General features: G+C 42.3%; 26 protein-coding genes, 1 pseudogene and 1 CRISPR repeat array. Of the genes and pseudogenes, 13 read left to right on the top strand and 14 right to left on the bottom strand.

All coding sequences use genetic code 11. The features are described from left to right. Positions 1-14: 14 nt before the first annotated feature. The gene (locus V7K56_RS04750; RefSeq protein WP_334908103.1) at positions 15-167 is read left to right on the top strand and encodes a hypothetical protein; all 153 of its coding nucleotides are present in this window, start codon (positions 15-17) and stop codon (positions 165-167) included. 394 nt (positions 168-561) lie between these two features. Here V7K56_RS04750 and V7K56_RS04745 read toward each other — a convergent pair whose 3' ends face one another. After that, the gene (locus V7K56_RS04745; protein WP_334908101.1) at positions 562-1,545 is read right to left on the bottom strand and encodes a CHAD domain-containing protein; all 984 of its coding nucleotides are present in this window, start codon (positions 1,543-1,545) and stop codon (positions 562-564) included. Positions 1,546-1,825: 280 nt separating this feature from the next. Between V7K56_RS04745 and V7K56_RS04740 the strand changes: the two genes are divergently transcribed. Continuing rightward, complete coding sequence (locus tag V7K56_RS04740; RefSeq protein ID WP_334908099.1) at positions 1,826-2,893, top strand: DUF3616 domain-containing protein; 1,068 nt, start codon at positions 1,826-1,828, stop codon at positions 2,891-2,893. A 68-nt stretch (positions 2,894-2,961) separates the two neighbouring features. Here the strand turns inward: V7K56_RS04740 and V7K56_RS04735 are convergent, their stop codons facing one another. Further along, positions 2,962-3,366: an NIL domain-containing protein gene (locus V7K56_RS04735; RefSeq protein WP_334908097.1), complete on the bottom strand. Its 405-nt coding sequence runs from the start codon at positions 3,364-3,366 to the stop codon at positions 2,962-2,964. A 351-nt stretch (positions 3,367-3,717) separates the two neighbouring features. Between V7K56_RS04735 and V7K56_RS04730 the strand changes: the two genes are divergently transcribed. Continuing rightward, on the top strand, positions 3,718-3,939 hold the full coding sequence (locus V7K56_RS04730) for a hypothetical protein (RefSeq protein WP_334908095.1): 222 nt from the start codon (positions 3,718-3,720) through the stop codon (positions 3,937-3,939). Between the two features lie 600 nt (positions 3,940-4,539). Then, the gene (locus V7K56_RS04725; RefSeq protein ID WP_334908093.1) at positions 4,540-5,073 is read left to right on the top strand and encodes a sterol desaturase family protein; all 534 of its coding nucleotides are present in this window, start codon (positions 4,540-4,542) and stop codon (positions 5,071-5,073) included. 307 nt (positions 5,074-5,380) lie between these two features. Here V7K56_RS04725 and V7K56_RS04720 read toward each other — a convergent pair whose 3' ends face one another. Both V7K56_RS04720 and aroF read right to left on the bottom strand, forming a co-directional pair. Further along, entirely contained in the window at positions 5,381-5,683 is a 303-nt protein-coding gene (locus tag V7K56_RS04720; protein WP_334908092.1) for a hypothetical protein, read from the bottom strand. A gap of 310 nt (positions 5,684-5,993) precedes the next feature. Further along, entirely contained in the window at positions 5,994-6,863 is an 870-nt protein-coding gene (gene aroF, locus V7K56_RS04715; protein ID WP_334908090.1) for a 3-deoxy-7-phosphoheptulonate synthase, read from the bottom strand. A gap of 778 nt (positions 6,864-7,641) precedes the next feature. Here aroF and V7K56_RS04710 point away from each other — a divergent pair. Together V7K56_RS04710 and V7K56_RS04705 are read left to right on the top strand one after the other, a co-directional pair. Continuing rightward, complete coding sequence (locus tag V7K56_RS04710) at positions 7,642-8,136, top strand: hypothetical protein (protein WP_334908088.1); 495 nt, start codon at positions 7,642-7,644, stop codon at positions 8,134-8,136. Between the two features lie 201 nt (positions 8,137-8,337). After that, positions 8,338-9,009 carry a pentapeptide repeat-containing protein gene (locus V7K56_RS04705; RefSeq protein WP_334908086.1) on the top strand — a complete coding sequence of 224 codons (672 nt, stop codon included), beginning with the start codon at positions 8,338-8,340 and terminating at the stop codon, positions 9,007-9,009. A 439-nt stretch (positions 9,010-9,448) separates the two neighbouring features. On the opposite strand, the gene V7K56_RS04700 is transcribed toward V7K56_RS04705, so the two are convergent. Genes V7K56_RS04700 through V7K56_RS04685 form a run of 4 tightly spaced genes read right to left on the bottom strand, consistent with a single transcriptional unit; the run spans position 9,449 to position 11,452 of the window. Continuing rightward, positions 9,449-10,360 (bottom strand): metallophosphoesterase family protein, encoded by a 912-nt coding sequence (locus V7K56_RS04700; RefSeq protein WP_334908084.1) that lies wholly within the window; start codon positions 10,358-10,360, stop codon positions 9,449-9,451. A gap of 14 nt (positions 10,361-10,374) precedes the next feature. Then, a complete protein-coding gene (locus V7K56_RS04695) occupies positions 10,375-10,782 on the bottom strand; it encodes a cupredoxin domain-containing protein (RefSeq protein ID WP_334908082.1) in 408 nt (135 codons plus the stop codon). After that, positions 10,779-11,069, bottom strand: a complete 291-nt coding sequence (locus V7K56_RS04690; RefSeq protein ID WP_334908080.1) for a peptidase — start codon at positions 11,067-11,069, stop codon at positions 10,779-10,781. Before V7K56_RS04690 ends, V7K56_RS04695 begins: the two co-directional genes overlap by 4 nt. A gap of 26 nt (positions 11,070-11,095) precedes the next feature. Continuing rightward, on the bottom strand, positions 11,096-11,452 hold the full coding sequence (locus tag V7K56_RS04685; RefSeq protein ID WP_334908078.1) for a hypothetical protein: 357 nt from the start codon (positions 11,450-11,452) through the stop codon (positions 11,096-11,098). A gap of 580 nt (positions 11,453-12,032) precedes the next feature. Here V7K56_RS04685 and V7K56_RS04680 point away from each other — a divergent pair. From V7K56_RS04680 to V7K56_RS04665, 4 genes are all read left to right on the top strand, one after another. Next, positions 12,033-12,704, top strand: coding sequence for a sigma-70 family RNA polymerase sigma factor (locus V7K56_RS04680; protein ID WP_334908076.1), 672 nt, complete (start codon positions 12,033-12,035; stop codon positions 12,702-12,704). 4 nt (positions 12,705-12,708) lie between these two features. Further along, complete coding sequence (locus V7K56_RS04675) at positions 12,709-13,440, top strand: anti-sigma factor (protein WP_334908074.1); 732 nt, start codon at positions 12,709-12,711, stop codon at positions 13,438-13,440. A gap of 143 nt (positions 13,441-13,583) precedes the next feature. Further along, on the top strand, positions 13,584-14,438 hold the full coding sequence (locus tag V7K56_RS04670) for a DUF72 domain-containing protein (RefSeq protein ID WP_334908072.1): 855 nt from the start codon (positions 13,584-13,586) through the stop codon (positions 14,436-14,438). 83 nt (positions 14,439-14,521) lie between these two features. Next, positions 14,522-14,962 carry a hypothetical protein gene (locus V7K56_RS04665; RefSeq protein WP_334908070.1) on the top strand — a complete coding sequence of 147 codons (441 nt, stop codon included), beginning with the start codon at positions 14,522-14,524 and terminating at the stop codon, positions 14,960-14,962. Between the two features lie 117 nt (positions 14,963-15,079). Here the strand turns inward: V7K56_RS04665 and V7K56_RS04660 are convergent, their stop codons facing one another. From V7K56_RS04660 to V7K56_RS04645, 4 genes are all read right to left on the bottom strand, one after another. Beyond that, positions 15,080-15,487 carry a VOC family protein gene (locus V7K56_RS04660; RefSeq protein WP_334908068.1) on the bottom strand — a complete coding sequence of 136 codons (408 nt, stop codon included), beginning with the start codon at positions 15,485-15,487 and terminating at the stop codon, positions 15,080-15,082. 92 nt (positions 15,488-15,579) lie between these two features. Then, positions 15,580-15,990, bottom strand: coding sequence for a VOC family protein (locus V7K56_RS04655; protein ID WP_334908066.1), 411 nt, complete (start codon positions 15,988-15,990; stop codon positions 15,580-15,582). Positions 15,991-16,142: 152 nt separating this feature from the next. Then, positions 16,143-16,586, bottom strand: coding sequence for a YybH family protein (locus V7K56_RS04650; RefSeq protein WP_334908064.1), 444 nt, complete (start codon positions 16,584-16,586; stop codon positions 16,143-16,145). A gap of 35 nt (positions 16,587-16,621) precedes the next feature. Next, positions 16,622-16,981 (bottom strand): YciI family protein, encoded by a 360-nt coding sequence (locus tag V7K56_RS04645; RefSeq protein WP_334908063.1) that lies wholly within the window; start codon positions 16,979-16,981, stop codon positions 16,622-16,624. Positions 16,982-17,129: 148 nt separating this feature from the next. On the opposite strand from V7K56_RS04645, the gene V7K56_RS04640 reads away from it, so the two are divergent. Continuing rightward, entirely contained in the window at positions 17,130-18,428 is a 1,299-nt protein-coding gene (locus V7K56_RS04640; RefSeq protein ID WP_334908061.1) for an RNA polymerase sigma factor, read from the top strand. Continuing rightward, positions 18,376-18,894, top strand: coding sequence for a CRISPR-associated endonuclease Cas2 (cas2, locus tag V7K56_RS04635; protein ID WP_334908059.1), 519 nt, complete (start codon positions 18,376-18,378; stop codon positions 18,892-18,894). Before V7K56_RS04640 ends, cas2 begins: the two co-directional genes overlap by 53 nt. A 221-nt stretch (positions 18,895-19,115) precedes the next feature. Next, positions 19,116-19,889: direct repeats of the CRISPR family, unit length 37 nt; unit sequence GTTTCCAAAGCCTATTACCCCGCAAGGGGATTGAAAC. A 166-nt stretch (positions 19,890-20,055) separates the two neighbouring features. Here cas2 and V7K56_RS04630 read toward each other — a convergent pair. Then, the gene (locus tag V7K56_RS04630; RefSeq protein WP_442939919.1) at positions 20,056-20,328 is read right to left on the bottom strand and encodes a XisI protein; all 273 of its coding nucleotides are present in this window, start codon (positions 20,326-20,328) and stop codon (positions 20,056-20,058) included. Positions 20,329-20,384: 56 nt separating this feature from the next. Continuing rightward, positions 20,385-20,795 (bottom strand): annotated as a pseudogene (locus tag V7K56_RS04625) (XisH family protein). Positions 20,796-21,210: 415 nt separating this feature from the next. Here V7K56_RS04625 and V7K56_RS04620 point away from each other — a divergent pair. Then, the gene (locus V7K56_RS04620; RefSeq protein WP_334908056.1) at positions 21,211-21,966 is read left to right on the top strand and encodes a hypothetical protein; all 756 of its coding nucleotides are present in this window, start codon (positions 21,211-21,213) and stop codon (positions 21,964-21,966) included. The last annotated feature ends 231 nt before the right edge of the window (positions 21,967-22,197 follow it).

Raw genomic sequence — 22,197 nt, 5'->3', positions numbered from 1 at the left:
GAGTAAGAACTACTATGAGTAATAACGAAAATTATAAAACTAAATATGATTTCACCAAAGCTGATGTAAATAACGTTGTTGATACGACTCAATCTGGTAGTCAGCAAAACTATAACAAATTAGTAACAGAGTCATTCTCAATGGCTCTGTTAGGGCAGGATTGTTAGAAGCACCTGGAACTTTTTCAAGCTAGGCACTCCCTGGACAAATTGAGCAGGGAGCAATGCTAGAAAGCACTATTAGACTAATTTCAGATTTGATTTAGTCGAAGAAAACCGTATTGTACAAATTCTCTAAAACAGTAGACCTCTTGCATAAGTCGAATAGATCCCCCTTTATCCCTCGATATATTGGGGGGATACTTGAAATATTGCCCCCTCCCCTTGACAAGGGGAGCCACTGCGTTGGGCGGCTCTGCCGACTTGAAGCAAGTGGCGTGAGGGTTGGGGAGGGGTGATTCAAGGATTTTTGCAAGAGGTCTAGTGTTTATCTTTTGTCTCTATAAGCTCCTATTCAATTGTCTGTTCGTTAGTCCAATCCTTTCTCAATAAAGAGTAACTTTTAACTGATTACTCCTGAAAGCGGGTGCAGTATTGTTAAATGAAAACTATGTCTAGTTTCAGTTTTCAGATACCGTTCTTGCAAAGGTTGCCACTGCTGCCACGACTGGTAACGATTTTCAGTTAATAAATTAGCAAGGGTGGGCAACTCTGTCTGAATTTCTGACTTGTATACATCTGCAAGCCAGTCAGTTAAAACGGCACTATCTTGCATCGTACCCAAAATTTCTTGGATATTTTTCACTTCTGTAATATAAGCTTCGTAAGATTCGCTATATAAGTCAGTAAATAACTCCATTTGATAGCGTATACGTTTAGCTTCTTTTCGTAAACTATGAAGATTTTCACCTTCTGCTGTCAATTGTTTTCCTATCTTTTTTTGTTTCCAGTTTTTCTGGATCTTCACTTCTGATTCTACAATTTCAGTACCAACTAGCCAACCTGGATGCAATAAGAAGTTACTCACTTCTGGTAAAAGTAAGTCTGGTAGTACTTGCTGAATGGAAACAGATGCCAAAGGTTGATAAGTAGGTTTCTCTAACCACTTATCCAATGCGTCTTTTAAAGACTTGTAAGATTCATCGTTTAATGTTTTCTGCACACTTGATTGTACATTTTCACGTTGTTTCGCCAAAGCTGTAAAAGCTGTTTGTAGAGATTCCTGCTCTTTGCGGGGTAAGTTTAGTTTGTAATTGTTTTCCAAACTTTCTTTGAGTACGTCTAAATCTCGCAGATTACCAAGACGACGGGCTATTTTACCAATATTTTTATCGCTGACTGGTTTCGACACATCCACTGCTAGCCCAAAACGAGTTACCGCTGTCCGTAAGCGGCGCATTCCCACTCGCATTTGGTGCAGCGCTTCTGGATCTTCATCTTTCTTTACTGATTTTTCCCACTTCAAGGTTTTCTTAAAGTGTTTTTCAATCGCTTGGTAGGCGTAGTCACCGAGAGTTTTTACTGTAGGTTGTGTATCTAATTTCATAATTGGTCTGAATGATTACCTCATGAGGTTATTGCATAATAACAATGTTGTTTAAAAAATTGCATCTACTTTTAATATTTTTTATTCCATAAGGATTGTCAGGTATGCTTATGAATATTGATAGTTGCATACTCTTCTATAAATATGCAATATTTGTCAAAGGTCGTTCATACTGTCAATTTGATATGAGCTATAGTTTTGAGATAAAATTTTTTAGGAGATTGAATCACATCTTATAATAGCATGTCTAGCGTTTTTGTAACTCTCAATATGATTTAAAATGCCAAACCTACATTTACTAAATCAAGTTTCATTGACTTTTGTAGATTCTTTTCAAGAACATAGAGAAGACTTATCAGCAGTACTGCTAACACATCATAAGTATTTATGGTTGGGGTCAGATGAAACCTCAACTATTGAGCGTCTCTCTTTGGTTGATACTGATAAATTTACAGATCATCAACAATTTCGTGTAGCAGAATTTATTAATTTGCCTGCACCAGAAGAGGAAGAAATTGATATAGAAGGACTGGCTTACGCTGAGAATTACTTATGGTTTGTTGGTTCTCACAGTTACAAACGCAAAAAATTCAAACCTGAAAATACAGATGCCAAAAACTTTAAAAGGCTAGCAAAAATTGAATCGGAACCTAACCGTTATGTCTTAGGACGGATTCCTCTAATAGACGGTAAGCTATTCTCATCTTGCCCACACCCCCAAAAACCAGATGTGCAATTGAATGCTGCTAAATTAGAGCTGACTAATCAGGGTAACTTGCTGATGACAGCTTTAGCAAATGACGACCATTTAGGCTTGTTTATTCAGGCAGGAATTCCCGGAAAGGATAATGGCTTTGATATTGAAGGAACAGGCATTTATCAAAACCGTGTCTTTCTGGGTTTGCGGGGCCCTGTATTGCGGGGTTGGGCTGTAATGCTGGAAATAGAGTTAGAAGATTCTACTCCTGGACTGATGAAACTAAAGCAAATTGGGGAATTGAAGGAGTTATATAAAAAGCATTTTATCTGGTTGAATGGTTTGGGAATTCGGGATTTGTATGTAGATGATCAAGATTTGTTGATTTTAGCTGGGCCAACGATGGATTTAGATGGGCCCGTGCAAGTTTATCGTTGGGTAAATGGTGTGAATTTGCAAGAAAATGTCTTCAGCAATCCCGATTTTGTGCAAGATATTCCTTATGGAAATCGAGAAGAACACGCTGAGGGAATGACGATGTTTCAGGATGTAGCTGGTATACCTTCGTTATTGATAGTTTATGACTCTCCAGCAAAAAGTAGGCTGGTGGGTGATGGTGGTGTAATCGCAGATGTGTTTAAGTTGGGTTAACTTCAATTTTAGATTTGGGATTGCTGAGAAAGTTGGATGGGCAATCCTCCGTGGTGTATGCGGTGATCTTAAATGTTAGTAGAGATTGCTTGTACGGGACAGGTGGGGATACACTGTTCGCAGACGATACAGCGCGAGCGCGTGAATGTCAACTTGTATGTCTCTGGCTGGAGGGTGAGGGCTTCGGTAGGACAAACCCCAGTACACAAGCCACAGTGGACACACACATCCTCGTCGATCGCAATTTCGCCTAATGTAGAAGAAACATTAATATTACGCGATCGCATCCACTCGATCGCCGCATCTAATTGATCGATGTCTCCCGATAATTCCACTACCAGTTTGCCAATTTGATTTGGGGCAACTTGGGCGCGGATAATATTAGCGGCAACGTTGAACTCTTTGGCCAGTAAGTAAGTAACTGGCATTTGCACGGCGCGTTTCGGGAAGGTGAGTGTTACTCGTTTTTTCACAGATTTAGCAGAGGGTTTTTTCTGTTGTAGCGTATTGAGAGTTTTATCAGTCCTTTTCTACGGTAAGTTGCACGAACGAGCAAGGCAAGAAAAGGACACTGCTCCTACCTCAACATACATAGCACCATTTCCAAAAATCTTTGCAATACATAACTGTAGAGGCGTACAGCTAGCTGTACCAGTTTAAATACAGATTTGCGATCCAGCCAAAGATGCACATACCTTGGGGGGATATTTAAGTACTTTTGGCTTACCTCTTGGATCAAAATTGGCACGCAATATCGAACTTTTACTGAGTTATAGTCAAACCCTGAGTCAATCTGAGATTACCTCGAAAGTTGGGTAAAGTTATTGCGTCGGGAAATTGACGCAAACGAAGCAGCAACAATCTCTCCATTACCAACCCCACAGATTTTAGAAACAGTCACGCAATCGCTGCAAAATGACCCATATACAGAAACTAAAATATTGGTTGTGGATGACGAGCCGCAAATTCAGGCATTTTTACAAACCTTACTTAGTCCTTGGAGACTAAAGGCGATCGCTCTTGAAGATCCGCGTCAGTTCTGGTAAATCTTGGAAATTGTTAAAGAACACAATGGGTAAAAATCAATTCAATTGTTGTTGAAATACATAATATAAACGAACGGCTTAAATAAATTGTAACTTCGTTGCAAAATTAGCTATTTACCACAATTTAAGTTGACCAAGAACCTTTTTTTAGGAATAGTAATAACTTATATTTATACATACACTAAAATTAGTTTAGTTTTTATTAATAAAACTTAATATATATTTGCGGAACTACTTGATGTTGTAAAATAAGCAGTGGATTTTGTCGATTAACAAATTAAATCGTAATTTGCTTATTTTTGGTAATGAAGACCAAAACAATTGGACATAATCAGCATTTTCATTTCACCGAATTAATATTACGGATGGGTCTAATTGACGAACCACTCATTTTGGTATTATTGCTTTTTCTTCTTCGGTATCACTCTTGCCCGATACTTTCTGATTGCTGGTGGAGTATACTTGCTCTTTTATTTAGTTCTGGGGAAGTCTCTCGCTAACAAGAGTTTGCGTTTGAAACCGTTGATGAATTGTTCCATAAAAAAGGATATTGAATTATCAGTAATATCCACAATAGTTTTTGCTATTTCTGGAGCGTTTATGATCTCAGAATATAATTTGGGAGCAACGCTGTTATATGCTGATATCTGGAAATACGGACTGTGGTATTTAATAGTTAGCTTTATTGCAGTGCTAATTCTTCAGGATACTTACTTTTATTTTATCCATCGGATGTTTCACCAGCCTCTAATTTTTAGATGGATGCATTATGGACACCACCGTTCAGGCGAGCCAACACCTTGGAGTTCCTCTGCCTTCGACTTGCCAGAAGCGATCGTACAAGCACTTTTCTTTGTAGGTGTAAGCTTCATAGTTCCGCTGCATTTTGTCACCTTAGTTGCCGCGCTTATAACTATGACAGTATGGGCAGTGTTTACCCATCTCGGATTTGAGCTATTTCCCTCCTCATCTAAAAGTTACTGGATTGGAAGGTGGCTTATTGGTTCTATGCATCATTCCATACATCATCGTAAGTATAAAGTACACTACGGTTTGTATTTTACGTTCTGGGACAAACTGCTTGGTACTGAAGATCCTAATTATGAAAACATAACCCATACAAGGGAGTTTTAACTATAGCAGTCTTAAATCATTTGTGAAATATTTTTGGAGTTGGCTGTCATTAGTCATTTGTTCTCTCTTACAAAGTTCTGAGCGGAGGAAACCTCCGCTCAACGCCAGTGACGCTCCTGCGTCGCTACCGCTTCGCTAACGCTCAAGTCGGGAAACCCTGACTGTGCGACTGGCTCGGCTTTGCGCTTTGTTATTTGCAATTTACTTAGGACAAATGACCAAGGACGACCATAATAAAAATTTTCACAATCTCATTTAAGATTGCTATAGCAGCACCGATTAAACTAGCGAAATTCTAGAGTACTGACTATTTAATTTTTGTCGAATTCTCAAGCTTGTTTGGATTCACCCAACGATTGATAAATTCGTTGTTATGTTTGTAAACCTTGATTTGTACTTGCTTGGAACTTAACTTGACTATTTCGGCCGGAATTCTTTGGACATCGCCAGAATCTGTGCGGGGTTTGTAAAGCCAAATGACTTTTTGCCCAACTTGAAAGTTGTTAGGATTGCTAGTTAAAGAAGGCGTACTTTCTGCCCAAGAGGGGAAAACAACTGCTAAGTTGATCAAAAGTACTAATACCACTAGAGTGATTTGAAAAAGTTTCATAATCATCGTACTTGTCTTAGGTTTGATAGGGCAATCAATCGTTAGACTAAAACTTTTTTAGGTAATTTAGTAAAAGTTAAAATATCTACTGATTTCAGGATAAAACGACTTGTAAAATAAAATCAAATAGTCTTATTTGTTAAAACGATAATTTAGATTTATATATAGAAGATTGTGTTGCAAAAATACGTTTGAGAACAAATGGAATAGCTGAATTAACAAGTTTATTTTATGAGAGCGATCGCTGTTTGTTCTTAAGCCAAAAGAAATATTTTGACTGAGATATTCAAGCGATCGCCTTCTGTGAAATTTAAGCAGCCCAAAAAATTGGGGCAGGTGACAAACCCGCCCCGACATCTGATATACTGCGCCCAACAGCTGTGGCTACAGGCTTTAAACTATTAACTAAATGCACCATATCTTCTAAAGAAAGTGCTTGACGGGCATCAGAAACAGATTTTTCTGGTTCTGGGTGACATTCAATAATTAATCCGTCTGCACCGCAAGCGATTGCAGCTCTAGCTACAGGTGCGACCAACTCCCGTTTGCCGACAGCATGAGAAGGATCTACAATTACAGGCAAGTGAGTTATTTGCTTGAGTGCTGCCACTGCCCCTAAATCTAAAACGTTACGGGTGTAATCATCGAAACTGCGGATACCTCTTTCGCACAACACCACATTAGGATTCCCGTGACTAAGGATATATTCAGCAGCCATGACAAACTCTTCAATAGTCGCTGCTAAACCACGTTTGAGCAGTATTGGTTTACCAGCTTGTCCCAAAGCTTTGAGCAAATCAAAGTTTTGCATATTACGGCTACCAACTTGAAGCATATCAGCATGGGTGGCGACTACTTCAATTTGGGAAATTGACATCACCTCCGTGACAACTGGCATATTGTAATGCGATCGCACCCTGGCTAAAATCTCTAATCCTGACTCTCCCATACCTTGGAAAGCGTAGGGAGATGTGCGGGGTTTGTAGACACCGCCACGCAACGCCTGTACTGATGCAATAGATAGCTTTTGGGCAACTATCTCCATTTGTTCTAAGCTTTCAACAGTGCAGGGACCGCCGATAATTACCAGTTCTTTACCGCCGAAAGCGACTTCTTTCGAGATTTTAACGATTGTCTGGTGATTTAAATGGGATTGTGCAGCAAGTTTGGCATTAATCATGGTTATATTCTCCTGAAAAATTAAGTATTGGGAATTGGGCATTGGGCATTGGGTATTGGGGATTAGGATAAGAGTTATTTTCCAGTCCCCAGTCCCCAATCTCCGATAACAACAAAAAAGCCCGAAACCTTTAAAAGTTCCGGGCGCGTTCTGATTCATTGGCATGACGCTATCTACCCGGAATTTATTCTGGGCCAAAAGTAAAAGCCATAAAACCAGCAACTGAAATGAGTCATGACAATGAAATTCTCCTTAAAAAACAAAAACCGCAGAGTTTGCTCTGCGGTTCACCGGGCGGTTTCCATTAGGAAACTTAATTCACTCCCGGTGAACCACCCTAAACCAAAAATAAAAATAAGAATTTGTGTTAAGCATTTGCGGGGTTTTTGCTGGAAAACTTAAGAAATATACCTATGTAAAGTAACCCTAGCAGGAAGAGTGGGCTTTGTCAAGACCTGCACAAACTATAAAAAAGCGATAGACTCAGTACAACTCTGGGGATTAAGACTAATAACGCTTTGCACAATTCAAAATCACACCCTGTTCTGATTGTACTAGTCGCTTATTTGCATGGACAAAAAAAGCGGCTTGTCATTAAACATTACGATAGTTAGATAACCTCAGAAGAAAAAGCCAGGATTGAAAAGTTAAAATATATAATTCTCCTGACTTATGATTTCATCTTACGAAAGCTGATTGCAGGGAATTGACAACCCCCATACATTATTACCCAAGTCCTGATTAACCAGATCAATTTTTTAGGATTATCAGTCTCATTATGCCCAGTTCCAAAATCTTAACCCAATCTTTCGACTATTATGGAGCTTATCCTTGCCCAGTCTGTCGAATAGGTAAGATTTCTCACATGCCATTGATGGAAGCTATGGCTTGTGACTTTTGCCAAGAGATTTTTACAGTCAACTTAGAACAACAGCAAATTAAGATGCCTTCTAGGCAACCACCTTTAACTTGGCGTTGGAATGGATTTAGTTGGACAGAAGGCCAGTTGGAAGGTGTGGAATTAAGTTGGGGTTATGGACTAGCAGCAGCAATTTTTATAATTTTTCCCACTACTCTAATTGGCATAGTAGCTTACTATTTTCCTGCTAATCTGAAGGAACCCATTACCTGGATGCCATATATTTGGACAATATTAACCTTCTTATCACATTTATCAATTATTGTTTGGATTTATATTGAAGTCTATCAGATTCCAATTGCAGCATATTTTAGAGCGATCGCTCGATGGAGAAATGGAGAGATGGGGAGATGAGAGAGTTGAAAAGCAGGGGAGCAGGGGACAAGGGGACAAGGGGACAAGGGGGAATTATTGAACAAATCTCTCCCAAGTCTTCCCCCTCTTCTTTGTCTACCTTGTCTCTTCTTCATGCCCAATGCCCCATAATCCATAACAAATAATGCAGCGTATGGCTCCATCACTCATAATTAAGTTGATTGTCCACCAAAATATCGTATGAGCGATCTGGAGCGGTACTATAGAGTTTTGGAATTAGAGCCTGGAGCAACACTTGAAGAAGTGAACCAGGCTTACAAAGATTTAGTCTTTGTTTGGCATCCCGATCGCATTCCCAAAGACAATCTCCGTTTACAGCAGAAAGCACAAGATAAGCTGAAAGCTATAAATGAAGCTCGTGAAAAGTTGCGTTCTCTAAAAACCAAACCTCAAACCACACATCAAACTACATATCAAACCACACATCACTCACCGTCACCTCAACAGGAAAAACCATCTCAACCAACCCAGAAACCACCAAAGCAAAACCCAGATTTAAGCGGCAAAGACTACAGTCGGGCAAATTTGAGCAATAAAGACTTATCTGGCAGAAATCTGAGTTATGCCAATTTGAGTGGTGCTAATCTCAGTGATACTTTTATGCACAAAGTCAACCTCAGAGGTGCAAATTTATCTGAAGCAAATTTATTTCGGGCAAACCTACTTTTAGCCGATCTCAGAGAAGCGAATTTACGCGCGGCTAATTTGATTGGAGCGGATCTCAGTGGGGCCGACTTGCGAGGAGCCGACTTGACGGGAGCGCGGATTCGCTCTGGTGAGCGTCTTCTGGTTAAATTAGTTGGTACTAACTTAGCAGGGGCAATTATGCCTGATGGTTCAATTTATCAATAAGTGAGGTTGCGCTGTGATACAGAGTGCATAAATTACTCACATGAACAAGCAAACAGGCATATATATTGAGAGCTTAACTGTGCTTTAGCGTAATTTACTGCTAGCAATTCCCGTTTTGATATCGGGTTTGATCTCGCACAGGTATAGCGAAGTGCTGTTAGCGTCAGCGGGGCGTTTAGCCCGCCCGTGCTGAGTAAAAACCTAGTTTTGTTAAGGCTTTGAGCGCTCAACACTGTCCTAACCTATGTGACTACGGCTATAATAAACACAACGTCTGTTTTTGCAAATACTCCTCTAAGAACCAAAATGAAAGGATTAAAAGCATTAACAATAATACTGGTGTTATAAGCAGCAATACACGTACCTTCCGAAAGCGCCCAGAATGCGGTGAAATGGGCGACTAAGGGCGCTGGCACCAGACATTTGTTGAACTATATTTCTACCCCAAAGTATGTTGGTCAACTCTAGCATTCTTCCCAAAAATTACCTCAACTGTGCGGAATCCAAGCACCGCCAATAGATTATTTTCAGAAAGCTTGACAGGAGCAGGTTGCTCACCGTGACCAGGAGCAGGTAGAGGATAGGCAGTCGCCGCAGCAGTGTGGAAACGAATATTGCCTTCGCTGTGTTCAATCACTTGATGGATGTGTCCTGTTAACACTGTTACCGATGCAAAACGAGATAGCAGAGAAAGCAACAAAGCCGAATCAGCAGTTGCCCATCCCCATTTGGGATAAAGACCATACAAGGGAATATGGCTGAAAACAACTAAAGGCGTATCCTGTTTTTGCGCTGTCAAATCTTTTGCTAGTAAATCCAATTGCGCTTGACCTAGTTTGCCCGTACCGGTTGCCCCAAAGTCCAGCACATTGGTCAAGGAAACAAAGTGTATTCCTGCCTGATCCCAAACTTGTAAGCCTTCTCTGACATCCTTGCGTTTAAAAGCTTCTTCGTAGGCTTTGCCGCGATCGCCAATTGTATCGTGTTCCCCTGGTAGGGTAAACAGTGGGACTTTCAATTGGTCAAGCAGTTGTTTGGCTTGATCGAATTCTTCTGGTTTAGATAAGTGGGAGATGTCTCCTGTGTGGATGACAAAGGCGGGTGGAGTGGGTAAAGCATTGATTGCATTGATCGCTTTCTGGAGCGTATCGGTCACATGTTCATTTGCAGGTTTTTTGAAACCGATATGCGTATCGCTAATTTGAACGAAGGAAAACGGTAAAGCCGTAGACGATTTCTGAGCATTTGGTTCTCCCACCTGACAAGCAGTGAGTAAGCCATTTGCACCAACAGCCCAAACAATGCCAAGTCCTGTCCAGCCTACGTGTTCAATAAATTTTCTGCGTTGCATTGGTATTCCTCTGGTTAGTTTTTCTTTTGTGTTACCGTCAGCGTCCCTTTCATAAAGGGATGAACTGAGCAAATATAAGGATAGGTTCCGGGTTTGGTGGCGGTGTAGTTCCAAGTTTGATTGGTATCCAGCGCTTTAGAGTTGAAAGCACCATCCGTAGAGGTAGCCGTATGGGGTTCTTCATCAACATTGATAAACTGAACAGTTTTACCAACAGCGATCGCTAAATTCGCTGGCTCAAATTTGAAATTACGAATTTTGACCGTAGCATCGGCAGTTTGTTGGCTAGTTTGGGGTCGATCTTTGATCGCCGTTGGTTGGCTAGTCGTTGCCTTCGGGTTCGGACTACAGGATGACAACGACAACAGGACAACTAACAAGGCACTGGCGATCATTATGCAAAAATAAGAAATGTATTTCATGAGCCTTTTCCTATCCGCTTTGGTTGATGGCGTTTAGCAAACAGTCCGGTCATGCTCAATCCGGTAGCTACTAAGCCAATTAGACTTAGCCCATTCAAAACTGGCACAATGGCATCGAGTTTGAAGATTTGGAAGGTGTGAACAGTAATTAAAAATGCAGCAAGCTCTTGTTGATGTAACCATGTATCAGCGATGGCAATGCTAATGCCAGTCACAGCAGTAAAGAGTAATGGCAAACAAAAGAGTGTGGCAATTAGCCGATGGTACTTGCGAAATGTGTTTTTCATCGTATTAATTGAGCAACGCCAGTTTTTTAGTCTGCTGTAAATCCTTGCAGTTGATTTTCCAAGTTATGGCGATAGCCTTGATCGTTAAGCGTTTGCTCAGATAGTCGATTTGCTTTGACAGCAGCTTGAATAATGTCTTGAGCCGTAATTGTTTCAGAGGCGATCGCATTGAGCAATGCACCACTGCTGGGAATACCTTGGTCTTTTAAGTAGCTTTGATACGCCAGCTCAGCCAGATTAAAAGGCCTGAGTTGGTTTGCTCTGGGTTGATTTGCTACGTAGGTATTGAGGCTGGTTGATGAGGTTTGGGTCTGCGCCGCAGCAGGTAAAATGGCGGCAAACAAAAGCAGTGTTGTTAACGGTACAGAAATAGAGCGTTGCATAGAATTACCCCTAAAATCGGTTGTTTGGCTACAGCGGTTTTACTGACCTTCAATGCTTAGATACAGCACAAACTTTCAGGCAAATTGGTTGAATCCAAACTGCCAAAGGTGCAAAATTATGACATCCCAAAGAAGGACGTTACAAATTGACGACATAAATTTCGTCGGGACATTGCAGTGCAATGCCCAGTTGTAAAAGCTGTAGGAGTGAACAGGTAAGCAATTAGCGTGATTTCAGAAATTTAGTTGCAACTTATGCCTGAAAAAAATGCTAACTGGGTTACACAATTCTCTCTACCTTTAAAACGACTGAGAACCAATTTTGGATTCAAATTCTTCAAATACTTTGCTAGACTGCTGTTCGCAGTTCGTTCGGTTTGAGCGATAGAAATAGCAATGGACAATTAAGCCTAATTGTTCTGTCCCACATTCTTAAATATTGGCATCCCCACATTCTTGCATCTCCCCATCCTTGCGTCTGCTTATCGTTTCTACAAAATTTTGACGCTAGGCTGATCCAATTAGCTTCACTAATCGTTTTAAAGATGAAAGTAAGTTTGCTCTATGCTTAAAAGAAGTTGTGAAATCAGGATTAGCACTCACATTGCAAGATGCATTAGGCATTTTTGCAGAGATAGCCTCAGTCTGTTCACCTGAATTTATGGATCTAAGTTCTCCCGATCGCCATTCATCAGAACCGTCATCCTCCAGCGATGCCGCACTCCTGGATGGTCTGAAGGCAAAGCAATCGACGGCGTTAGGGTGTCTCTATGATCGCTACGGCAGTGTGGTATATGGAGTGGCGCTGAAAGTGTTGCAAAGCCAGCCGGAAGCTGAAGACCTGACCCAAGAAATTTTTTTGTCGTTATGGCAGCGCCCGGTTGACCCAGCTCGTCACGGACATTTGATGCGTTACCTGATTGCCATGACTCGCTCACGGGCAATCGACAAACTGCGATCGCGCAATCGCATCCTTAATTTGGTGCAACGTTGGGGGCAGAACGTCACGACTGCAACCCCCGTGTATACTCCGTTTGAGCAGGCTGTTTTCAATGAGCGATCGCAGCTTGTGCGGCAGGCATTGAGCCAGCTTAGTGATCAGCAACGACAGGTAATCGAACTGGCGTATGATGCCGGACTGAGCCAATCAGAAATTGCCCAACAACTGCATAAACCCCTGGGAAGCGTGAAAAGCTGGACTCGTCAGGGACTCCTGAAACTGAAGCAACTTTTACAACACTCCATTGACTAAGGTTATGACTGAACCTCTTACTCCTGAAGCAATCGAAATCTTGGCAGCAGGCTATGTTTTGGGAGACCTTGATCGCGCCGAAGTAGAAGTTTTCGAGCAACTGCTGGCAGAAAATCCAGTATTAGTGGCAGAAGTAAAGCGGCTTCAGGCAACCTTAGACCAGGTTGTTTACAGCTTAAACAGCGTTGAACCGCCTCATAATCTCCAAGGAGCTATCCTAGCTGCCGCTACCACGATCCAACCCTCAGAGCAAAAACCGTCTCGGCTTTGCTGGCAGCTCATCATGGGTAGTGTCGCGGCACTCCTGATTCTGTATTTAGGAGTAGATAACTATCGTTTGCGACAGGATTACCGCATGGCTGGTGACATTAATACCTTACTGCAACAGTCCCAGACGCAACTTTTCTCTCTCAAGGCTGTGAATGCCTCAAATACTGCTGCGGGTAGCTTTGTTGTGAATCTAGGACAACGGCAGGGAATTCTAGCAGTGCAAAATCTGGAGGCTCCACCCATAGGTAAAGTCTATCGACTTTGGGCGATCGCTGATGGCGAAAAAATTCCTTGTGGCACTGTGAAAATTAATCCCCAGGGAAAGGTGCTAGATAAATTCTCAATGCCTGCCGACTTTTATGACACAGGTATCTCTGGATTATTCGTGACGTTGGAATCGTCTGAAACTAGCCGTTATCCCACTGGAACTATCGTGATGCAGAGTAACTCATCTACCAATATCTAGCCTCAACAACTGTGCAGATAAGTTATTATGCGATTTTAACAATCGCCAGTATCCTTTAACAAGTTAGAAATCTGACCTAGCTTTATCCAGCCCTACAACTTACCTGTAAAATTGAATATGATACATCAAGGCTTTTAGGCACTGTGAACTTTTTTATCGGTTGTGCTGTTTGGGCATATAAAGGTTGGGTAGGCGAACTCTATCCCCAAGGTACTCGCACTGCCGATTTTCTCCATCTCTACAGTCGTCACTTCACGACTGTAGAAGGTAACACCACCTTTTATGCCGTACCCAACCAAGAAACTGTAACCCGTTGGGCTGCCGAAACACCAGCAGGTTTTGAATTTTGTCTAAAATTACCGCGAGATATTACCCATCAAGGATTGCTACAACCTTATATTCCGACTGCTTTAAAATTTTTGGAAGGGATGCGCCCTTTAGGTAAACATCTTGGCCCAATGTTTGCCCAGTTACCACCTAGCTATGCACCTGCATTACTTGACGATTTGTCTAACTTTCTGGAAGCTTGGCCGCGTACAGAAGCACCCCTAGCAGTGGAAGTTCGGCATCCCGACTGGTTTAGGGAACCCCATGCTAGTAATTTGACGGCGCTTTTAGAAAAGTTAGGTGTCGGACGAGTACTGTTAGACTCGCGCCCCATTTATACTGGAGATGATGACCCCCAATTACAATCGGAACGGCGCAAACCGAAATTACCGTTGCAATTGAGTGTGACAGCATCTTTTACTCTGATTCGGTTTATTTCTCATCCGAATTTATCAGTGAATCAGCCATTTATGGAAGAGTGGGTAAGGCAGATTCAGCAATGGTTACAGATAGGAGTGCGAATTTATTTCTTTGTCCATTGTCCAATAGAAGCGCGATCGCCCAATACAGCCCGTCACTTCCAACAGCTATTGGAACAAAGTGGTACACTAATTCCACCCCTACCTTGGAATAACCTTGAGCATCCCCCCAATCAACTTAGTTTATGGTGAGCGTATTTAGTAGATAATTGGTATTGTCATACTTTTCTGTTAAAGCAAATTTTTTCAGAGCAGTTTCACCAAAGGAGGTTGAGATGAGTCGTCTTCTTTATGAAAATTCAGTCTCATATAAAGGATATCTCATCATTCCATTTATTTTTGGGAAGGCGGATAATTACGAGATTTATTCGTATAAATTGTTATTTGAGATTGGCCACAAAAGCCAATTTCATAAAGCAGAAAATCCAGCAGGAATCTATGGAAGTGGTGTTAGTAACATCATTGATATTGCTAAAGAGCATATCAATCAAAATTCAGAGTTTGTTGATTGCGGAGATAGTTTTAAATCTCGCTACATTTATCGGAACAATTTAATTATCATCTTCCAAGAAGGAGATAAATATTTTTATGACCATTACCCACCAGAATTATTGAATAATATTGCAGCTCCAAAGTTATTCAAATCTGAATATGAATGTCTGAATTGGATTAAGCAAGGGTTTAATGGGCGACACTTGCGGCAAAGAGCTATTTGAAGAAGGTAGGAGTATTTGCATTTGTGTATTACAGCTATAGCGGTTCTCATTCAGATACGATATGACGTTGTACTACATCTGAATGGGAACTGCTATAATTCTTCAAACATTAAATTTTCAACCTTGACTTATTGAGCTTGGCTCCATGTAGATAATTTCCCAAATGTGGCCATCTAAGTCAGCAAATCCATGTCCATACATAAAACCATGATCTTGCGGTTCATTGTAGGTTGTTCCACCAGCGGCAACAGCTTTGCGAACTATTTCATCAACTTGTTCTCGGCTATCAGAAGATAAACACACAAGCACTTCTGTGCTTTTTGTGGCATCACAAATTTCTTTGGGAGTAAAGGTCTTAAACTTCTCATGGGTCAAGAGCATGACGAAAATGTTTTCGGACACAATCATACAGGTGGCAGTTTCGTCAGTGAATTGAGAATTAAACTCAAAGCCGAGTTGAGTAAAGAACTCGATCGATTGATTGAGGTTTTTAACTGGTAGATTAACGAAAATTTGAGTACTCATAGGTTCTTCTTTTGAATTATTGCACAGTGAAAGATTGGCGAAAAAGCGCTGAGGTTTTACAGGGAAGATGCCCATAAGCACCTCCCCACAAGTCAAGCAGTTTTCTGGCAGTTGACCATCCACGGAATACCGAATTGATCGACCAACATACCAAAGCGGACAGACCAAAAGGTTTGATCGATTGGCATCTTCACTTTTCCGTTTTCTGCCAGGGTATGAAAGATGCGTTCTGCCTCCGCTGGTTCGTCAACGCTGATTTGCACGTAAAAGCCTTGGGGTGTTTCAAAATATCCAAGCGGACTGTCAGATCCCATCAAGAGGCGATCGCCCAGATCGAGGCAGACGTGCATGATTTTGTCATGCCATTCGGCAGGTATATGCTCGGCTGAGGGTGCATCTTTGTGGGTCAGCATCATGACAATTTTGCCGCCAAGACAGTGTTCGTAGAACTTGAACGCTGCCTCACAGTTGCCGTTGAACATGAGATAAGGATTAAGTTTCATGGCGTTGGCTCAGTAGATTGGGATATGGGTCAATACGGTTCAGCTAAGGGAGACAAGGGAGAGGGGGGAGACAAGGGAGAAATTTTTCCTTGTCCTCCTTGTCCCCCAAGTCTCAAGCGTGAAGAGAAGATGCTTAACCCAAGCGGATTGGGCTATGGATTGAGCGTGAATACAGCTTGAGAAGTCTCTGGATTGAATGGAACCGAGAGATGTTCGTGTAATATCTGCCATTCACCTTGATTTTTCTGGCAGACAGCGGTAACGCGCATCCACGTCTGCATTGCTGGATGGTCTTGGGCTCCTGTGAACCGAAATAGCCAATGTGCAACCGCTAAGTCTTCACTGACAGTAATTTTGAGGTCTCGTGTTTCAATCTCAAAGCTGTCAGGGAAGTAAGGCAAACATTCTGACCACACTTGACCCCAAGCATCCTTTCCTTGGGTTTGGAAAGGAGGTTTAACATCGAAGACAATAACTTCATTGGCATAACGGGACATAATTTGCTCAACATCCTTGGTGCAGATGGCACGTTGTTGCTCGGCAATTAGTTGCCGAATCTGAACTTCATTAGTTGCGATCGTGCTTTTGGTTGTCATCGTCATCTCTCCTTTTGGGTTGAGGTTGAGTGCAGTTACAAATTCTCTGGCAAGCCAGCAACTTCAATCACAGGTCGAATTTCAACGGTACCGACGTGTGCACTTGGAATCCGGGCGGCGATCGCGATCGCTTCGTCGAGATCCTGAGCATTAATCAGAAAAAAACCGCCCAATTGTTCGCGGGTTTCTGCGAACGGCCCGTCAGTTACTAGCGGTTTGCCGTCGCGCATCCGAACGCTGGTTGCAGTTGCCACAGGGTGGAGCGGGGCGGTTGCGAGATACTGTCCCTTCGAGTTGAGTTGTTGTGCCAGTTGTGCGGATTCTAGATAACAATGTTCCCGTTCCGTTTGGCTGAGGGCATTTTCCTCCAGGTAAATCAGCAGCAAATATTTCATCGGGTTGCCTCCTTTATTTCCCGTTATTACTTGCCTTCTTTAGTTAGTCGAACGGTGCTGCCTCAAATCGACACTCCACCAAAAATTTTTATCGTTTAGTACGATCAAGGTATACCTCCCTTGTTCCCCTTCTTTAGTTAGTCGAACGGTGCTGCCTCAAATCGACACCTCGCCAAAAATTTTTATGTCAGGTATAATCCCAAACGCAAAAACAGACGTAAACCAAGCGATCGCCTTTCTTTACCGGGCTGAATGGGGGCGGATCGTCGCCATCCTCATCCGGTTGGTGGGGGATTTCGATGTGGCTGAAGAAGCGGCACAGGAAGCCTTTATAGCCGCCGTGAATCAATGGCAGTCTAGCGGTGTGCCCGATCTTCCGCGTGCGTGGATCGTCAAAACAGCCCGATACAAAGCCATTGATCGCCTCCGACGACGGACACGACTGACGGAAAAATTGGAATGGTACGCCGCCTCTGGGTTAATTCCAACCCGCGAGGAGCCAACTTACGACACAGACGAAATTCCAGACGAGCGGCTGCGGCTGATCTTTACTTGCTGCCACCCAGCACTGGCGATTGAGGCGCAGGTTGCTTTGACGCTGCGGCTGCTGGGCGGACTTGAAACAGATGAAATTGCGCGGGCGTTTCTCGTACCCACGGCAACGATGGCGCAACGGCTGGTGCGTGCCAAGCGCAAGATTCGGGATGCAGGTATTCCCTATAAAGTGCCGGACACAACCGATCTGTCTGTGCGGGTAGACGCCGTGCTGACAGCGATCTATCTGATTTTCAATGAAGGCTACGCGACGACTAGGGGCGAGACGATGGTGAGGGCTGACCTCTGCACAGAAGCAATTCGGCTGGGTCGCCTCGTAAGGACGTTGATGGCACCGCAACCGCCCTCAGAAGTAACTGCACTCTTTGCGTTGATGTTGCTGCACGACTCCCGACGCGATGCCCGTTTGGATGAGGTGGGCGATCTGGTGTTGCTCGAAGATCAGGATCGTCGTCGCTGGAATCAACAACAGATTGCTGAAGCGCTACCGCTTGTTGAAGAGGCATTGCGGGGCGAGATTGGTTCGTTTGCAGTGCAAGCAGCGATCGCGGCACTACATTGTCAGGCAGCACAAGCAGAAGAAACAGACTGGTTACAAATTGTTCGCCTCTACGATTTGCTCGAGGGCTTGCAGCCCTCGCCGATTGTATCGCTGAACCGGGCGGTGGCGATCTCAATGATAGAGACTCCTCAGACGGCCCTCGAACTCATTGATGGGCTTGCTCTCCAACTTAACGACTACCATCTATTTCACGCTACCCGTGCCGAGATGCTGCGCCGTATCGGAGCCTCAGCGTCAGCCGCACAGAGCTACGCGATCGCGCTCATGCTAGTCAGTAATGACAGCGAACGCCGCTTTCTGGAGCGTCGGTTGCGCGAAGTTCAGCCCTAATGTCCAGGATCACCAAAGAAGAAGGAACACTCCCAGAAGGAGAGATGCTGATTCATCAGCAACAGTGGGTTTGGAGCGATCGCTTGAAGATTGCGATGGTCAGCTTGTGCCAGTTGAATATAAAAAAGGGAAGATGGCACAGCACCTTAACGACCATTTTCAACTTTGTGCGGCTGCTTTGTGTATAGAAGAATGTACCGGACGCTGCCTTGCTTATGGTGAGATTTTTTATCATGCTAACCACAGAAGACAGACAGTAGCATTTACACCTCAACTACAACAAATGACTGTTTTTGAGTGTTTTTTAACAACGATACAATTTGCGACACTCCAAACCAAGATAGAAAAACTGGTTAAGCCTGAAGAGGATTTAGTACGATTGTATGTACTTGATGCGGGCGCAATCAAACGAACAATAACATACGGGTCTGAAATTCCTCGACAAGAGCAAACAATAGTTTTATGATTATGTAATCAGCTTGATGAGATGGCAAATCGAAGCGAGGGCTAAAACCCTGGGGGATCTGCCAAAATCGCCAGAACCTTGACAAGTAAATAATTACAGCGTTTCAATAATTCGGAAAGTTGCAAATCACTTGCAATAAGAGCGGCTGAAAATGACCTTTTTTTTCGAGCCGTCAAAAACCTTCCCAGGAAACCTGCTCTGTAACAGTTTCAGATGGAGCGGTTTCCAAAGCCTATTACCCCGCAAGGGGATTGAAACCTTTAATACTAGGGCTTTCCGGCAAAGTAGTTATTAGTTTCCAAAGCCTATTACCCCGCAAGGGGATTGAAACCAGAAGTTTCCGGGCTGACTCAGCAGGGGTTTTTGAGTTTCCAAAGCCTATTACCCCGCAAGGGGATTGAAACAATGTCATTAAGCTTAAGGTATGAGTCCAGAGACAGTCCCATGTTTCCAAAGCCTATTACCCCGCAAGGGGATTGAAACTGGCGATCGCCTAAAGATGAACGACTCTCACATAGGGTTTCCAAAGCCTATTACCCCGCAAGGGGATTGAAACAGGCAACTGCTTTTTGACTTCTAGTGTTGGCAAAAGTTTCCAAAGCCTATTACCCCGCAAGGGGATTGAAACCATTCAGTAGCGCAGTGCAATAAAAGTTGTACTAATGTTTCCAAAGCCTATTACCCCGCAAGGGGATTGAAACTATCGCGAGCAACAAGATAAACTCGACAGCAAAATGTTTCCAAAGCCTATTACCCCGCAAGGGGATTGAAACAAGCAACTCAGCCAGCAGATACAAGATTTAGCATTCGTTTCCAAAGCATATTACCCCGCAAGGGGACTGAAACCGGACAAGCGATCACTCCAACGTAAATGGGCAATAGTTTCCAAAGTCTATTACCCCGCAAGGGGACTGAAACATGTTGGAAGTGCCGGGGATTAAGATGGAGCAGCTGTAGGGTTTCCAAAGCCTATTACCCCGCAGGGGGACTGAAACACCGCTTTCATTTCACGATACGAAGGCAATTTGCACGGTTTCCAAAACTTATTACCCCGCAAGCCGGAAATTTCTTTGGACGAGAGGCATTTGTGGAACAGTTGGTAATAATAAGAAAATTGTAATCACGTAGTGGCTCTTTTTGAGCATCACCCTACAATATTTATCAACTTCCAAACTCAGTAAACTGACGCACATAAGGTTCGTGAAACGCCAAAATAATATCTTGCTTGGGTACTCCCATCTCAACCAATCGATTGGCAATTCCTTCTTCTGTACCATCATGTTGAATCCAAATTTTCCCATCTTTAATATCGAGATGTAAAATACAGCCAAAATCGCGTTTATTTCCCCGCCAACCGACATAAAGTAATTGATAGTGGTCTTGCTGTTCGTCGAAAATTGTTTGCACCTCATATTCTTCGTAATTGCGTGACATCGAAGCTCGTTTTTGTCGCTCGGAAAGAATATGTCGAATATATTGCCGATATTGTTCTACAGCCATTGACTAATAACCTCCTTTTCTACATCGTAAATCATCAATCGCAATTGATACTTTTCAACCGCCGATGCAATAAATTTACGTTGAAAAAAAGTTTCATAAATCGGGAGGCGAACAGCTAAATAAAGTCGGCGTTTTGGTTCAATTTTATCTGATGCATCTCGATAGTTTAAAAACTATCCTAAGGCTGTATAAAATTCTGAAACATTCGATGGGCTAATAAAACTTTTAATTTCTACCGCTATTTTTTGTCCTTATCGTTCTGCTGCTAAAAGTTGCTCTGCTGCTAAATCAATCTCAAAATCTACATCATCCACATTGATTTCATAAGGATCAGCCGTAATCTTCCAGCCATCTTTTTCTAAAGCATTTCTGACAATATTATGAAATCTATCTTTTGCCATAGGAGTTCATTACACTAAAAATTAGGCTGGTTAAAGGTAGATAATACACAATATTCGCTTTAACTCCCATTTTAAGTTAGGGGTTAGTTTGGCAGTAACGTCTAAAGATGTGCAAGCGATACCTAAGGCACACTTCGCGATCGCTCGTCACTCTGTAATCTCATACTATAAAAGTAATATTCAAACATTTTCTCAAAATATGCGTAAAAACTCCCCAGCTTATTCGTAGAAGGGTTTAAAGACGGTTGGGAAGGAATCACCATGTGTCGATAAAAGTCCATGTACGGTATATTTTACCGTTTATCTCGGTTGGTTGCGATTCCTGCGGAAAGCTGACGCTAACACCATGATTTGCTTTGCGATCGCGATTTCCACAAATCAAATGACCATTTACCCATACAGTATTTATGTATCTATGATGACAACAAAATACCAAACTTTCGAGGTGCAGCAGGAGATGTCGATAGGTGATGAATTAGACTTGCAGTTGCGTCAGCTAGTCTACGCAGCGCAGCAGCATCCCGCAAAAAGTGCAGAACGACGGAAAATATTAAATCAATTGATTGGCAAAATTCAAAATTCGGGGAAGTTAACAAGGTTTTCCAAATATCGACATGTGCTTAATTTTGAAGATATTTATAGCGAAGCGGAAGCAAACACCTATCTCGAAATTTGCAACACAATTGAAGATTATTGTCCAGAACATCCCGTTATGGCTTGGGTAAATCAATTATTTTATTGGCGATTTCATGATGTTAAAAGGAAGTACAGAAATCAACAATCCAAAATATTATCCCTTGATGAGTTAGATGATTGTAAAAGTGACTTGGATAAACCTATTAGTAAAGAATTATCTAGAGTGGAGAAAAAAATATTTGAATTGGCAAAGGAACGCAAAGATAAAACCATTCTGATTAATGGTGATGAAATTGAAGTATCAGCAGTAAGGACTTTCATAACAAATGACCCAGAGGTGATTTTGCAAAATAATTACATTGGCAAAGATAAAAATGCCAATTTACAGAAAGTGATATTGATGGGATTTGATGAAAAAACTTGGGAAGAGATATCAAAACAATTAGGTCATCCTATTGCCAGACTTTCCGAACTATATCAACACAGTGCCAAAAAGCGTAAACTTCTCGATTATTTTCGTAAATACCTACAGTAAATCGTTAATTGATTGAACTAGCGACTCACAAACAATCACACTTGCACAACTATATCCAATGAAAATCATGAACTTTAAGCACGAACAAACATCTTTCACAATTCCTCTAATGGGACTTTATAAATTTCTAAGCCCAAATATAGCAATCGCCAAGGTAATTAGGACACTAGGTTCAAGACAAACTCGATTGCATCTCGTAGACAATCAAACTTGTCAAGTTGTTTGCGGATA

Origin of the sequence: Nostoc sp. (assembly GCF_036917535.1) — a bacterium.
In the GTDB taxonomy this organism is placed as follows: Bacteria; Cyanobacteriota; Cyanobacteriia; order Cyanobacteriales; family Nostocaceae; genus Nostoc.
The sequence above is the reverse complement of the archived record's forward strand: the minus strand, read 5'-3'. Positions and strand labels throughout refer to the sequence as shown.